The 14524-nt window shown below is 59.9% G+C and carries 15 protein-coding genes; 3 read left to right on the top strand and 12 right to left on the bottom strand.

Annotated elements, in window-relative coordinates:
* Positions 1-30: 30 nt before the first annotated feature.
* From FHT71_RS28415 to FHT71_RS28400, 4 genes are all read right to left on the bottom strand, one after another.
* Positions 31-783 carry an ABC transporter ATP-binding protein gene (locus FHT71_RS28415; RefSeq protein ID WP_132594276.1) on the bottom strand — a complete coding sequence of 251 codons (753 nt, stop codon included), beginning with the start codon at positions 781-783 and terminating at the stop codon, positions 31-33.
* On the bottom strand, positions 777-1844 hold the full coding sequence (locus FHT71_RS28410; RefSeq protein ID WP_132594274.1) for an iron ABC transporter permease: 1068 nt from the start codon (positions 1842-1844) through the stop codon (positions 777-779). The genes FHT71_RS28415 and FHT71_RS28410 overlap by 7 nt, the downstream gene beginning before the upstream one ends.
* Positions 1844-2980, bottom strand: a complete 1137-nt coding sequence (locus FHT71_RS28405; RefSeq protein ID WP_183722973.1) for an ABC transporter substrate-binding protein — start codon at positions 2978-2980, stop codon at positions 1844-1846. Before FHT71_RS28405 ends, FHT71_RS28410 begins: the two co-directional genes overlap by 1 nt.
* A gap of 97 nt (positions 2981-3077) precedes the next feature.
* Complete coding sequence (locus FHT71_RS28400; protein ID WP_183722971.1) at positions 3078-4211, bottom strand: ABC transporter substrate-binding protein; 1134 nt, start codon at positions 4209-4211, stop codon at positions 3078-3080.
* A 111-nt stretch (positions 4212-4322) separates the two neighbouring features.
* Here FHT71_RS28400 and FHT71_RS28395 point away from each other — a divergent pair, with 111 nt between their 5' ends.
* A complete protein-coding gene (locus FHT71_RS28395; protein WP_132594329.1) occupies positions 4323-5138 on the top strand; it encodes a class I SAM-dependent methyltransferase in 816 nt (271 codons plus the stop codon).
* A gap of 293 nt (positions 5139-5431) precedes the next feature.
* Here FHT71_RS28395 and FHT71_RS28390 read toward each other — a convergent pair whose 3' ends face one another.
* From FHT71_RS28390 to FHT71_RS28375, 4 genes are all read right to left on the bottom strand, one after another.
* Complete coding sequence (locus FHT71_RS28390) at positions 5432-5908, bottom strand: SRPBCC family protein (protein WP_183722969.1); 477 nt, start codon at positions 5906-5908, stop codon at positions 5432-5434.
* Between the two features lie 8 nt (positions 5909-5916).
* Positions 5917-6249, bottom strand: coding sequence for a metalloregulator ArsR/SmtB family transcription factor (locus tag FHT71_RS28385; RefSeq protein ID WP_132594266.1), 333 nt, complete (start codon positions 6247-6249; stop codon positions 5917-5919).
* On the bottom strand, positions 6246-6929 hold the full coding sequence (locus FHT71_RS28380; RefSeq protein WP_132594264.1) for a glutathione S-transferase family protein: 684 nt from the start codon (positions 6927-6929) through the stop codon (positions 6246-6248). The genes FHT71_RS28385 and FHT71_RS28380 overlap by 4 nt, the downstream gene beginning before the upstream one ends.
* 277 nt (positions 6930-7206) lie before the next feature.
* On the bottom strand, positions 7207-8022 hold the full coding sequence (locus FHT71_RS28375; RefSeq protein ID WP_007802833.1) for a class I SAM-dependent methyltransferase: 816 nt from the start codon (positions 8020-8022) through the stop codon (positions 7207-7209).
* 125 nt (positions 8023-8147) lie between these two features.
* On the opposite strand from FHT71_RS28375, the gene FHT71_RS28370 reads away from it, so the two are divergent.
* Positions 8148-8870 (top strand): DUF2270 domain-containing protein, encoded by a 723-nt coding sequence (locus FHT71_RS28370; RefSeq protein ID WP_007802835.1) that lies wholly within the window; start codon positions 8148-8150, stop codon positions 8868-8870.
* A gap of 18 nt (positions 8871-8888) precedes the next feature.
* Here FHT71_RS28370 and FHT71_RS28365 read toward each other — a convergent pair whose 3' ends face one another.
* From FHT71_RS28365 to FHT71_RS28350, 4 genes are all read right to left on the bottom strand, one after another.
* On the bottom strand, positions 8889-9155 hold the full coding sequence (locus tag FHT71_RS28365) for an aspartate-semialdehyde dehydrogenase (protein ID WP_132594262.1): 267 nt from the start codon (positions 9153-9155) through the stop codon (positions 8889-8891).
* A 159-nt stretch (positions 9156-9314) separates the two neighbouring features.
* The gene (locus FHT71_RS28360; RefSeq protein ID WP_007802838.1) at positions 9315-10145 is read right to left on the bottom strand and encodes an ABC transporter permease; all 831 of its coding nucleotides are present in this window, start codon (positions 10143-10145) and stop codon (positions 9315-9317) included.
* Positions 10142-10945 (bottom strand): ABC transporter permease, encoded by an 804-nt coding sequence (locus tag FHT71_RS28355; protein WP_007802840.1) that lies wholly within the window; start codon positions 10943-10945, stop codon positions 10142-10144. The genes FHT71_RS28360 and FHT71_RS28355 overlap by 4 nt, the downstream gene beginning before the upstream one ends.
* Before the next feature lie 112 nt (positions 10946-11057).
* Positions 11058-11834, bottom strand: a complete 777-nt coding sequence (locus FHT71_RS28350; RefSeq protein ID WP_007802843.1) for an ABC transporter substrate-binding protein — start codon at positions 11832-11834, stop codon at positions 11058-11060.
* A gap of 322 nt (positions 11835-12156) precedes the next feature.
* Between FHT71_RS28350 and FHT71_RS28345 the strand changes: the two genes are divergently transcribed.
* Complete coding sequence (locus FHT71_RS28345; protein WP_183722967.1) at positions 12157-14385, top strand: OmpA family protein; 2229 nt, start codon at positions 12157-12159, stop codon at positions 14383-14385.
* The last annotated feature ends 139 nt before the right edge of the window (positions 14386-14524 follow it).

Raw genomic sequence — 14524 nt, 5'->3', positions numbered from 1 at the left:
GGCGCAGGTCGTGATGTGCGACGGGCGATCTCAGATTGCGCCGTCGACGATCACCATCGGCGTGCCCTGCGAGCAGCGCTCGATGCGAGCGTCGATCTTGTAGATGTCGCGAAGCATGGCGTCGGTGATGACGTCTGATGTTGGTCCGCTCGCCACCATTGCTCCATTGGCGATGACAATCGTGTTCTCGCAATAGCGCAGCGCATGATTGAGGTCGTGGAGCGTGATGAGCACGATCATCCCGTCGCGGCGGGCAAGGTCGGCGATAAAGCTCAGCACTTCGATCTGCCTGTGGAGGTCGAGTGCGGAGGTCGGCTCGTCCATCAGCAGGACCTCGGGCCTGCGTACCAGTGCCTGTGCGAGAGACACGAGTTGGCGCTGGCCTCCTGAAAGTTCGCCGAGACCACGGAAGGCCAGATTTTCGATACGGAGGGCCTTCAGGATTTCATCGATGCCGTCAAGCTCGTCGTCGGCAACCCGCCAACCGCTGCCTTGCTTGGCAGACAGAAGGATCGACTCGTAGACGGTCAGGACGGCATTGGCGCCTGTATCTTGCGGCATGTAGCAGATCGTCCGTGATCCACGCTCGGTATCGGAAAGCTCGACCAGTCCCGGACCTTTCACCAGCGCCGCGATCCGCTTGAACAGCGTCGATTTGCCTGCCGCGTTGGGGCCGATGATGGCCGTGACGCTGCCGCCTTTCAGGTCGTCGATGCTCACGTTCGATAGAACGGTCGTGCGCCCGTAGGAGGCGCCGACATCTGCGAGAGCCAAGGCTACCATGCGCGCCTCCTATTGCTGAAGATGAGAACGAAGAAGAACGGTACGCCGACGAGCGCCGTAATCACACCGATCGGCAGGATCGCACCTGGGATCAGGATCTTGCTGACGACCGATGTCACCGACAGGAGAAGGGCGCCGCAGATGACCGAACCCGGCAGGAAGAAGCGCTGATCCTCGCCTACGACCATGCGGGCGATATGCGGGCCGACGAGCCCGACGAAGCCAATGGTGCCGACGAACGACACTGGGATGGCGGCCAGAAGACTGACGATCATCATCGTTTGTAGACGCAGCCTGCGGACGTTGATGCCGAGGCTGGCCGCCTTGTCGTCGCCGAGCCGCAGGGCCGTCAATGCCCAGGCCTGCCGCATGAAGAGCGGCACGGTGACGACGAGCACGGCAGCGGTGAAATAGACCTTTGCCCAAGTCGCCTTGGTCAGGCTGCCCATGGTCCAGAAGACGACGGCGGCCAACGCCTGTTCAGAGGCGAGATACTCCAAAAGCGACAGCGCGGCATTGAAGGTGAAGACGAGGGCGATGCCGAGCAGTACGATCGTTTCGACGCTCACGCCGCGCATCGTCGAGGCGAAGTGAATGAAGAGCGCAGCGGCCATCGCCATCAGGAATGCATTCAACGGAATCATGTATTCGATTGCGCCCGGAAAGATCGCAACGCCGCCGACAAGCGCCAGGGCGGCGCCGAAGCTCGCGGCGGCGGAAATGCCGAGCGTGAAGGGGCTAGCCAGCGGGTTCGAAAGGATCGTCTGCATCTGCGCACCCGCCACGGAAAGCGAAGCACCGACGGTCACCGCCATCAAGGCGATCGGCATGCGGATATCCCAGATTATAACGCGAAGCTGGTTGGCAGCCGCTGCCGGGTCAAAGAGCGCCGACAGTACGTCCGAAAGCGCATAGTTGGCAGGCCCGAGCGCCATATCGGCCGAGATGCTGAAACAGAGCGCTACGGTTAGCCCGACGAGGATGAGGATACGGCGAAACGCAAGGGCGCGATATTGCTCGCGCCCTGTCGCTTCAACCTGGACCTGACTGAATGAGGCCATCAGTTGGAGCCCTTTTCGAGAGAAACGAAGTATCCCGGCTGGTAAGTCACCGGCAGGAACCTCTTGTGGAATTCTGCGAAGTTGGCTTCGGGATCGAGATCAGCGAAGAGATCCGGGTGAAACCATTTGGCAAATTGCTGAATCGGGAAGAACTCGTAAGGCGCGCCATAGAACTGGTGCCAGACGCCATGCACGTTGCCGTCCTTAACAGCTTTCAGTTCCGGAAAGGGCGTGCGGGTCATGAGATTTGCCAGCCGCTCGCGGGCCAGCGCCATATCCGCGCCGCGCCCGACGGGCACGAACTGGTTGATGTCGGACTCGGCTGCCCAGTTCGATCCGGTGACGATGACATGCTGCGGATCCGAAACGACAAGTTGTTCGGGATTGAGATCGCCGAACGTTGTCTTGATGACGTCGGCGGCAACGTTGTGGCCGCCCGCCTGTTCGACCATGGCGCCGAAATTGACCGGGCCGAAGGTGCGGCAGCACGTGTTCTCGCCGGAAATGCCAGGCGCGCGTTCGATGAAGACGTGCGGTCGCTTGAGATCCTTGACGGTCGCAAGCCTGTCGGTCACGCGCGCAATCTCTGCGCGGCGATAGGCGATGAACTCCTTTGCACGCTCCTCCGCGCCGAAGAGCTGGCCTAAAATCTCGATCGAAGTCTCGCTGTTCCTGTCGGGATCGATGCGAAAATCGAGGTAGATCACCTTGATGTCGGCGGCTGCCGCTTTCTCTTCGAATCCGCTCTCCTTCGCGGACTTTTCCGCCTCGAGATTGAGCGTAATCACATCCGGTGAGAGCCAGATCGCGGTTTCGAGGCTGAAATCGCCCTGCGGCACATAGCCGAAACGCGGCAGCTTCTCGATCTGCGGGAAACGTTCGGCATAAGCCTTGTAGCTATCAGGGTCTTTCCTGACGAGGTCGTCGCGCCAGCCGACGATGGTACCGAAGGTCTGCTCACCCTTGAGCGCTGCAATCACATGGATCTGACGCGCCTCGCCAACGATGACGCGCTTGGCTGGCAGGTCAATCTCGACCGTGCGACCGGTGACATCGGTGATTTCCGCAGACAGGGCGGGCCTGGTTACGAGCGCAAGCGCAAGGACGGCAATGTGCCGGAGTGTCGTGAGCCGCATGGACACCTCTCAATCTGAAAAAGGAAATAACGGAGCCGCATACGCGCGGCCCGTCTTGCTATGCCGGCGGACCTTCGGTGGTCCCGCCGGTCGCGTCCTACTGGTCGTCCTTCAACGAAACGAAGTAACCCGGCTTGTATTCCAGCGGCAGGAAGCGCGCGTGTAGTTCCTTGAACGTCGCTTCGGGGTCAAGATCGGCGAAGAGATCCGGATGCAGCCACTTTGCGATCTCCTGGATTGCCACGAACTGGTAGGGGTTGTTGTAAAACTGGTGCCAGATGGCGTGAACGTTCTTGTCTTCGACGGCCTTGACGTCGGTGAAGGCAGGGCGCTTCGTCAGGGCCTCGAGCTTGCGGTGCGCTTCCTTGAGGTCAGCGCCATAGCCAACGCCGACCCAGGCGCCGCCCGGAACATACTTGTCCCAATTGCCACCGGTAATGATGATCTGGTCAGGATTGGAGGCAATGATCTGCTCGGGATTGACGGTGCCGAACGTGCCCGGAATGATGTCCTTGGCCATGTTCTTTCCGCCCGCGATTTCGACCATCTTGCCGAAGTTCTCGTCGCCGAAGGACATGCAGCAATCGTCGGAGTAGCCACCGGCGCGCTCGACGAACACGACGGGCTTGGCCGGATTGTTCTTTTCGAGGATGTCGGTGACGCGCTTGATGCTGTCGGCACGGAACTTGATGAAGTCCTCGGCAACGGCCTCCTTGCCCATCAGCTGGCCCATGATGCGCATGCTGGGCTCGGTGTTTTCCATCGGCTTTTCGCGGAAATCTATGTAGACCAGCGGGATGCCGACCTTGGCGAGCTTCTCGATATAGCCGGCTTCTTCGGTTGCTGTCTTGGCATCGACGTTCATCAGAATGACGTCGGGCTTGAGCGCCACGGCCTGCTCGACATCGAAGGTGCCGTCCTTCATGCCGCCGAAGGTCGGAAGCTTGGCGATGTCAGGATACTTCGCGAGATAGGCCTGGTAGGATTCGGGATCCGCCTTGGGCAGGTCGTCGCGCCAGCCGACGACGTGCTCGAAAGGCGCCTCCTTGTCGAGAGCAGCCAGGAAGTAGATCTGCCGTCCCTCGCCAAGAATCATGTGGTTGACGGGCGCGCTCACTTCGACGCTTCGGCCGGTCACGTCCTTGATCGTGATCTTGTCGGCCAGGGCGGGCAGGACCGCGGAGACGAGAAAGCCCATTGCAAGCGCTGCTGTTTTGCCTGTAAGTCGCATCGAAAAGTATACCCCCATGGAAAACTTTTCGTCGTCTATTATTTTATGACTTAAGCAGTCAAGTTATATCTATTAGAACGATTTCAAACTGAAATGGCGATTGGCATGAGTATGAGTGAAACGGGAATTGCAGGCGGGCACAATTATGGACTTCGCGAGGAGATCAAGGCCTACTGGTCAGCACGCGCGGCGACCTTCGATCTGTCTCCTGGGCACGAGATTTTTTCCGAGCCAGAGCGCCTTGCCTGGCATCGCCTGATTCTGAAGCATCTGGGGCCGGGCAACGGCAGGCTGGCGCTCGACCTCGCCAGCGGTACCGGCGTGATTTCCCATCTGATGGACGATCTGGGGTTCAAGGTGACCGGGCTCGATTGGGCCGAGCCGATGCTGGAGCGAGCGCGCGCCAAGGCAAAGGCGAGGGGGCGCTCGATTTCGTTTAGAATGGCCGATGTCGAGAACACGATGGAGCCCGACGAAACCTACGACGTCATCATAACGCGCCATCTGGTCTGGACGCTAGTGGATCCGAAGGCGGCTTTCGCCGAATGGATGCGTGTTTTGAAGCCGGGCGGGACGATCCTCATCGTCGATGGGGATTTCGTGAATGTCAGCCGGGTAGAACGCGTTCTGAAGGCGCTCGCGAAGACCATGGAGAGGGCAGGCTTGCTCAAGGCCGATCCGCCGCATGCACCGCCCGAGCTCATGAAAAATCACAGTGACATCGTTTCGCGCGTTCACTTTTCGGAAGGGGCACGGGCGGATCTGGTCGCAGGCATGCTCGGCGACGCCGGCTTCGAAGGGATCACGATCGACACGAACCTGCGCGAAATCCACAGGAGCCAGGCGAAGCACTGGAACTATCTGAAGGCGCTGTCGCGCGGAATCCAGCATCGCTTTGCCATCAGCGCGCGTAAACCGGCCGGCTGAAGACAGCCAAGCAACCGCAATAGCGGGCGCAGTTTCGCGAGGCGGCTAGAACAGCAATGCGTTGAGGGTGACGAGCACGACAAAAGCAACGACGACCAAGGAAGCTCCCCAAGCAACCGTGCGGTTGGCATTGGCCAGGACTTGTGGTCTGGGGCCGCGCTTGGGATTGAATTTGTGCCGACGCTTTAGTGCGGTTCCACCTTGTGAAGATCGCTTCTCTGCAGCCATACCGCCTCACTTGCAGCCGTGGGATTGTTAAGACGCCAATCTATAGCATGAAAGCGGTCCAATATTTAGTGTGCGGTGCTGCCGTCTCGCTCGACATAGGCCTGGATGCGATCGATCAGAATCTCGGTTCCTTGCCGCCGTGAGCCGCCGTCGGCGTAGCCATCGAGGAAAACGACCTGCTCGGTGAAGAGCATGGTTGTTCCCGATGGAGTCGCCTCGAAGGTGATTGTCGCAAGCGATGCCGAAATGCGCGTTTCGCCGAGCTTCATGTCATAGGCATAGATGATGCGTGCCTGCGGCACGATATCGAGATAGCGCGCCTCATAGGCGTGCGGAACGCCGTCGCTGTCGGCGACGCGGTTTCGCTCCCGGCCGCCGACACGGAAGTCGAGGCTGTATTCGAGGGGCACCCATTCGTCGTGGCAGGCAAACCACTGGCGCTTGGCTTCCGGATCGGCCCAAGCGGCAAAGACGCGTGAGACCCGCGCCCGCATCTTTCGCTCGATCGAGAAGGTTTCGTGCATGGCGGAATATTTCATCATCACGGTCGTCACTCCGGTTGGTCGTCTGCCAGGAACTGGTCCAGGCGGTCAAAGGCTTTGTTCCAGCTCGCCTTGTGCGCGGCAAGCCAGTGCTCCATCTGCGCCAGTGCATCTTTCTGCAGGCGGTAGGTGCGCACACGGCCGCTCTTTTCCGAGTGGACGAGGCCGCTTTTTTCCAGAACCGCGAGGTGCTTCATAACGGTCGGAAGCGCCATCGACAGAGGTTCCGCGAGCTCCGATACCGAGGCGGGCCCATGGCCGAGGCGATCGACCATGCCGCGCCGACTGCGGTCCGACAGCGCGCGGAACATCTGATCGAGCGCGGCGGGTTCGTGCATCATTCGGCGGCTTCGTCCGGCCGGAAGCGCGCAGGCAGGCGTTCGCGGTAGGGATAGAACTTGAAGTAGGGGCGCGCCTCTTCCAGGACGCGCGCAAAGGAAGGGCGCGTCAGAAGCCTGTTATAGTAACCTTGCAGCTTCGCTTGGTCCACGAAGGGAACCAGTGTCTCGGAGTAGAAAAGGGCAGGCGCTGCGGCACAATCGGCCATGGTGAAGCTGTCCCCGGCAATCCATGGGTATTCGCCGAGCTGCCGCTCGATAATGCAGTAGGCTTTGCGCAGCGCCGCCTCAGCCTCGGCTACACGGGCTGGATCGCCGCCGCCACGCAGGCGTTCGCCAACGATTCGCTGCATCGGATCCTGCACATGCAGATCGAAGAAACGATCCCACAGCCTGACTTCGAGCGCTTTGTCGAAATCGTCTGGGATGAGGGTCGTCCTGCCCGGATAGTACTGATCGAGATACTCGATGATGATTGTCGTTTCTGGGATCGTGCGGTCGCGCGCCTCGTCGCGCAGCACTGGCATCTTCCCGAGTGGCGAGATGCTGAGGAACGCCGCTCTCGATGCCTCGTTTCCGAGATCGACATGAACGGCCTCGAAGGGGGTGGCGTTCTCGTAAAGCGCGATCAAGACTTTGTGGCAGAAGGATGCAAGCGGGTGACTGTGGAGGGAAAGCGACATGCGGCCAGCCTTTCACGCTGTTAAAAACTTGCGCGATTGGCTAAGTATCAGGTCGTCGATGTGGGTTCAATGGAAAAGTTGCGTCATTGGCTAACTATCGGCGGACGGAGGCGGTGTTGGCCCGTTGTCCAGCCGCTTCGAATGCTCGACAGTTGCGCCTGCCCGACCCAATCAATCGTCTGATAGATCCCACGTCATTCGTCTAGCAACGCAACACAATCACTGATTGCATTCAGTGTCGCAACTGCTGCGTCGCGGAAATCTTTCGCTGCAGACATCAGCCGAGGCGCGCGATCACCAGATGGCCCGGGCTCGGTTGACCATCCTGCATGCGGACGTTGATCTCCCTCATCTCGACGAGTTCGAATCCGGTCGCCGTGAGCCTTTCGCGAATGTAAGCCGCCGAATGCAGGAAGCGCTGGTGGGGGCCGACCAGGTAAGGTTGGCCTTTCGCAGATGCCTCGGGCAGTTCCTCCGAGGAGAAGATGAAGAGGCCGCCAGGATTGAGGTTTTCCGCCGCGCCGAAGAACAGCGGCTCCAGTGCGCCGAGGTAGGGCAGGACGTCCGTTGCGGTGATGAGGTCGAATGGATCCTCGTCATTGTCATCGAGGAAGTCTTCGACTTCTGCGACGAAGAGCGTTTCGTAGAGATCCTTCTCGTGGGCAATCTCGACCATGTTTTCGGAGATATCGATGCCGGTCATGTCCTCGCAGAGATCGCCGAGCGCGCTGCCGGTAAGGCCGGTGCCGCAGCCGAGGTCGAGCATACGCTTGAAGGGACCAAGGTTCAGGTCCTGCAGGCGTTGGCGGACCATCATCGGCACGTGGTAGCCGAGCTGTTCCACCAGAACGTCCTCGAAGACCTCGGCATGCTGATCGAACAAGGTCTCGACATAGGCGTCCGGCGCCTTTGTCGGGGTCTCGCCGCGTCCCATGGAGGCGATCCTCACGGCCGCACCGCCATGATCGTCGGGATCGATGGCAAGAACCTCTTCATAGGCCTTCACGGCTGCATCAACATCACCCGCCTTCTCAAGGGCAAGAGCCCGCTCGTAGGCTTCCGCGAGTGCGTCTTCGTCGATCTTCTTGGCCATAGCAATTCACCATCGTTTTTATTCCAGAGCTGCGTCTAAGGCGACTGAAAGTCTTTTGCAATGGCGACGTCCGAGGCGCAGAATAAGCATCCCCTAATGGATAAGAACAAAATGGAGGAAATGCCATGGTCGCCGAAATCAGCAAGGCAAGTTTCGAGAAGGAGATGGATAGTCCGCGACCGACGCTCCCGGCCACTCCAGGCGAGATCACGAATACGCTCAGCCATTATTATCGCGGCGAGCTCGGCCGCATGATAAGCTGGCGGGATCGCATCGACCGAACATCGAATTGGGCAATCACAGTCGCGGCGGCACTCCTTTCAGTCTCTCTGTCAACGCCCACGTCACACCATGGCGTGCTGCTTTTCGGGATGATGCTGATAACCCTATTGTTGCTCATCGAAGCGCGCCGCTACCGCTTCTTCGACATTTATCGCTCCCGTGTACGCAAGCTGGAGCGGGGCTATTTCGCGCAGGTTCTTGCGCCGAATGGTGACGCCAGGCCCGATTGGGCCGGGGCCATCGCCAAGAGTTTGCGCAAGCCGCAGTTTCTCTTGAGCTATCCCGGGGCGGTGAAGCGCCGACTGCGGAGAAACTATTGCTGGATGTACCTCATCCTGCTTCTCGCATGGTGCCTGAAGATTACGACACCCAAACTCCAAACCGAAGGAAATCCGCTGACGCAGGCGCATTCATGGAGCTATGTCATCGACAACGCGGCGCTTGGCCCGATTCCGGGTTGGGGCGTACTCTGCATTGTGAGCTTGGCCTATGTCGGCATCCTGTACGGCACACTGCATCGCGAGATGGACGAAGACGAATTCGTCCAGGGGGAGGCTCATGTCTGACCGGCGCTTGCTGCACAGTCAGTTGAGGATGAACTCGCCTCTCAGGGCGCGCCATTCGGTGGCCGAGATGAGTTTTCGGTGTATGTAGCGCACCGAATGCAACGGCCCGTCCAGCTTTTCCTGCCAAAATTTCAGGAAGCTACGCATCTCGGGAAAGTCTGGAGCAAGATCGTAGTCCTGCCAGATGTAGGTCTGAAGGATCGCTTGGTGATCCGGCATCCTGTAGATGATTTGAGCCGTCGTGAGGCCGTAGCCCTGAAGCTGCCTTTCCATGTCCTTGTGCATCGTCGTCTCGCTTCTGGTTCCAAACGATCGCTTGTTAGTGATCTTGGAAATGGAACCATCACATGCTTAACCGAAGCTTGACGAATTGCCAGCGGTTTGTGGATTTGTTTTATAATTTCAAATCGTTAGCAGCTATCGTCGGTGAGTGCTGCCAGGTTCTCAGCGTTTCAGGTGGCGGGTGATGCGACGCTCGATCCAGCCCCAGAGGTGGCGCAATGCTTCGACCATGCTGAGGTAGAAGATCGCCGCCCAAAGGTAGGTTTGATAGTCAAAGGTGCGCGAGAAGGCGTAACGCGTTTCACCCATCAGGTCGAGGACGGTGATGATGGCGACGACCGCCGAGCCCTTGATCAGCAAGATGATCTCATTGCCGTAGGGTCGCAAGGCGACGATCAGCGCTTGCGGCAAGATAATCTTGCGGAAGGCGATGACCTTGTGGATGCCGAGCGAGGCTGCGGCTTCGTGCTGGCCGCGCGGAACGCTCTGGATGGCGCCACGTAGGATTTCAGCCTGATAGGCGGCCGTATTGATGGTCATCGCAAACAGGCCGCAAAACCAGGCATCGCGGAAGAACCACCATAATCCGACGGTTTCCAGCTGCGGACGGAAACTGCCGAGACCATAGTAGATGAGGAAGAGCTGCGCCAACAGCGGCGTGCCGCGGAACACATAGACGTAGCAGTAGGCGATGCCGTTGATGAACCTGTTCTTCGACATGCGGGCAAAGGCTACCGGCAACGACAGGATGGCACCGAAGAACACCGAGATCACCACCAGCGCGATCGTCGTGTACAGACCATGCAGATAGCGAGGGCCATAGCGGGTGAACTTCTCCGGATCCCAGCCGCTCACGACCATGGCGACCAGCGCAGCCGCAAGGGCGGTCCAGAGTGCGACGACGATGTAGCCGGTGATGCGCGTAGCGGTGATCGGCTTGTGCGCTTGCTTCGGCGCCGGCTGTGCCGGAATGAGCGTCTGGGCGTGGCTCATCGGCTAATCTCCGACCGCTTGGCCCACCGCTCGATGTAGCTGAGGCCGAAGGAGGAAATGACAGCAAGGCCGAGATAGAGAGCGCAGGCGACCGCGTAGAACAAAAACGCCTGTTTGGTGACCTTAACAGCCACACCGGTCTGGCGCAGGATATCGGCAAGGCCGATGATCGAGACATAGGATGTGTCCTTGAGCAGGATCATCCAAAGGTTCACGAGGCCGGGAAGGGCGATGCGCACCAGTTGCGGTAGCACGATCAGGAGCAGGGTGCGGCCACGATGAAAGCCCAGCGCGTCGCCGGCTTCGTACTGGCCTTTCGGAATGGCGCGGAACGCCGACAGCAACACTTCCGAGCAATAGGCGGAGAATACGACCGAAAGGGCGATCATCCCGGCGAAGAAGGCGTTGATTTCGATGCGGCCGTCGTAGCCCATGGAGGCGAGGATGGACTGGATCAGAATCTGCATGCCGTAATAGATGATGAACAGCGTCAGCAGTTCAGGCAGGCCGCGGAAGATCGTGGTGTAGATGCCGGCAGCAAGACGGACCGATTTCTCTTCCGATTGCTGGCCCAGCGCCACGAGAAAGCCGATGATCAGTCCAATTGGCAGGGTAACCAGAGCGACCGCAACGGTGACTTTCAGACCGGCGGCGATCTCATCGCCCCAACCAGTGTCGCCACAGGCCAGGATCGTTGAAGAACCGAACCAGGTGAAGAGTCCTGCGGGTCCGCAAAGCGGATCGAAGATGTAACCAATCCAGGCCCAAAATGAGCCTAGTGCGGAAAATAATCCGCCCATGCCAGTTTCCCCTCGCGGTTTGTACCGCTTTGATCTTTCTATTCTTGTCAAACAAAAATGGCGGAAGAGCAAGCCTTCCGCCATCAGCTTTATGGGCGAGCTACAGCTTTTCTTATTCGCCGTAAACGTCGAAGTCGAAGTACTTGTCCTGGATCTTCTTGTATTCACCGCTGGTGCGGATCGCGGCGATCGCCGTGTTCAGTTTTTCACGCAGTGCGTCGTCGCCCTTGCGGACGGCAATGCCTGCACCCACGCCGTTGATTTCCTTGTCGACCGGGAGCGGCGTCAGGATCTTGCAGCATGCGCCGGCATCCGATTTGACCCACTGCGACAGAACGACGATGTCGTCGATGACGGCGTCAACGCGGCCGTTCGCGATGTCGAGCTTGTACTCGTCTGCTGTCGGGTAGAGCTTCAGCTCGGTATCGGGCAGGTGCTTTTCAGCGTAGTTCGAGTGGGTGGTGGAGGTCTGCGCGCCGATCATCTTGCCCTTCAGGCCGGCAACGTCGGTGACGGTCGAATCCTTCGGTACGGCGATTGCCGGCGGGGTGTTGTAATACTTGTTGGTGAAGTCGACGAGCTTCGAGCGCTCCGGCGTGATCGACATGGACGAGATGATCATGTCGAATTTCTTGGCCTGCAGCGCGGGAATGATGCCATCCCAGTCACTGCTGACGATGGTGCATTCGGCCTTCATCTCGGCGCAGAGCGCGCGGGCGATGTCCATGTCGAAGCCCAGGAACTGGCCGCTGGCGTCAACATATTCGAAGGGTGGATAGGTCGAGTCTGTGCCGATTACATACTTCTCGCCATCAGCCATGGCGGCGCCTGCGAAAAGAGACATCGCAGCGACGGAAACGGCGGCAAGAATACGGGTGGAGATACGCATGTTAGTCCTCTCTGTTGGTGCTGCCGCTCGTGTTCTTCTTTCGGACGGCGGCTGAGCAGGGCGGTGCTGGGCACTGCCTTGACGCGATACTCAACCCTTTTTCTATGGAATTGCAACTGGAATCGGAGGGGCGCGGCGAAGGGTCAGCTATGGCGAAGATGAACAATGCCGCACTGCCACATTCATACCGGGTTAATAGTCCAGTTCCTAAAACTCGTGGAACAAATGCAGTCCTCGCGCGGTTTTCGCCGCGGGTGATTGCCCCAAAATCGGACGTGGCCACGACTGCGTCTCAAAAACATAAAGTCAACGAGGAGCCCCTATGGGAATGAAATCCAGATTGTTTGCCAGTGCCGCCTTTCCGCTGTTGTCGCTGTCGCTTGTAATGCCCCCAGTGCATTCTTTTGCCGCGGTTGCCAGCGTTGAGCAGGTTCGCACGGCGCCGGAGGCGGTCGCGGGCAGCTTCGAGGTTGCGCAGGATGCAGCACCTTCAGACGAAGAGATTCTGAAGAAGCGGCGGAAACAACAGGATGGTGGCGGCGAGCAACAGGCGCCAGCGGCCCAGGAGCAGCCACAACAACAGGAAGCCCCTGCCGAGCAGCCGCAGCAACAGCAGGAAGCGCCTGCCGAAAAGCCCCGCAAGCAGCCTGAGCCGGCAGCCGAAGCGCAGCCCGAGCAACAGGCAGCACCGGCCGAGAAGCCGCGCCGCCAGCAAGAACCTGCCGCCGAACAACAGTCTCAGCAGCAGGAAGAAGCTCCCGTCGAAAAGCCGCGCAAGAAGCGCCAGCCCGCTGCCGAGCAGGCAGAGCCCGCCGCTCCGCAGGAGCAGGTAGCTCCGGCTCAGGAACAGCAACCCGCGGACAACCAGGAAAAGCCGCGTCGAAATAAGCGCGACAAACAGCCATCGCAACAGGAGGCCGCGCCGCAGCCACAGACAGAACAGGTCGCCCCGCAGCAGGAGCAGGCTCAGCCGCAGGGTGAAGAGTCGCAGCCCAAGGGTAAGGGAGGCAAACAGCAGGCGACTGAAGGTTCCGAACAGCCGGTAAAGCCGCGCAAGAAGCCGGCCGCCGCTGAAACGCAGCAGCAGGAAACGCAAAAGCCGACAGCGGAACAGACACCCGTTCCACAGGAATCGCCGGCGCCCGAAAAGGCTCCGAAGCCACTGGAAGCTCCGACAGCCGAAAAGCCGCCAGTTCCCGCACAGGAGCCTGCGACAGAGGCCGAGCCTGGCGGCACACAGCCGACCCAGCAGCAAGGCGAGCAGGTGCCCGCACCTCAGCAGGGCGAACAAATCCCGGCTCAGCCAAACGGCGCACCAACCGATCAGCCGGTAACGGGCCAGGCCGAGCAGGCTATCCCGGCACCGGAGAAGATCACGCCCAAGGAACTCGAGCGTCGCAAGGAAATTGCCGCGGATCCGAGCAAGAGCACGGAGACCGTCGTTTTGCCGGTTGAGAACGGTGCCGCCGTTCTCGATAGCGACAAGGACGCCGACCGCTCCGGTGGCATCCAGTCCCGTCGCGATCGTGACAGGCAGCGTGGCCAGGAGCAGAATTTCCGCGTTCCGAAATCCGACGCTGACGCCCAGATCATAACAGAAGGCGCCAAGGCCGCCCCGATCAGGATCGAAGCCGTCACCAGCGAACAGGGCCAGCGTCTCGACAGGCGTCCGCAGTTCGAACAGCCGGAAGGCGCACGCTTCGGCGAGCGCGGCGACGACAATCGCGTGATCATCCAGATCAACAACCAGACGATCATTCGCGGTGATGACGACCGGCGCTTCCTGCGGGATGGCGAACGTCCGATCTACGAGCAGCTGCCGCGGGACCGTTACCGCGAGACGATCGACCGTGACGGCTATCAGATCGTGACGATCCGTAACCGTTATGGCGACATCATTCAGCGGTCGCGCGTCGACAATCGCGGGCGTGAGTCCGTGCTCTACTATTCGCCCGACCTCTATGAAGATCCGGACCGCGGCTACTTCGAGGATCCGGGCCGTGATCTGCCGCCGATGCGCCTGCGCATTCCGCTTGATGACTACATCATGGACACGAGCAGCGACGACGACCGCGACTATTACGACTTCCTGCGCGAACCACCTGTGGAGCCGGTGGAGCGTGTCTATTCGTTGGATGAGGTGAAGTATTCGGCCCGTATCCGCGACAAGGTACGTCGTATCGACCTCGATACGATCACCTTTGCGACGGGTAGTGCCGAGATCCCGATGAGCCAGGCGCGCAGCCTGCGCAAGGTTGCCGATGCGATTAACGAGGTGCTGCGCAAGGACCCGTCGGAAACCTTCCTGATCGAAGGTCACACGGACGCTGTCGGCTCCGACCAGAGCAACCTCGTCCTGTCGGACCAGCGCGCAGAGTCGGTGGCGAACGTCATGACTGACGTCTATGGCATCCCGCCTGAAAACCTGGCAACACAGGGCTACGGCGAGCGTTACCTCAAGGTCAATACGCAGGGGCCGAACCAGGAAAACCGCCGCGTTACCATCCGTCGCGTGACGGCCCTCGTACGCCCAGTCGCCTCGCGCAACTGAGCCGAGAGGCAGAACTGATCGAAAGCCGCCGGAAGACCGGCGGCTTTTTCGTTGTGCGCGAGGCATGGCGCGTCGTGGGAGGGCACCGTTTGACCTGGATGGTATCCGGACTGCGACTGATCCGTCGCTACCTGCAGGC

Origin of the sequence: Rhizobium sp. BK060 (assembly GCF_014193145.1) — a bacterium.
In the GTDB taxonomy this organism is placed as follows: domain Bacteria; phylum Pseudomonadota; class Alphaproteobacteria; order Rhizobiales; family Rhizobiaceae; genus Rhizobium.
Note: the sequence above shows the minus strand (reverse complement) of the source record. Positions and strands in the feature narration are given on the sequence as shown.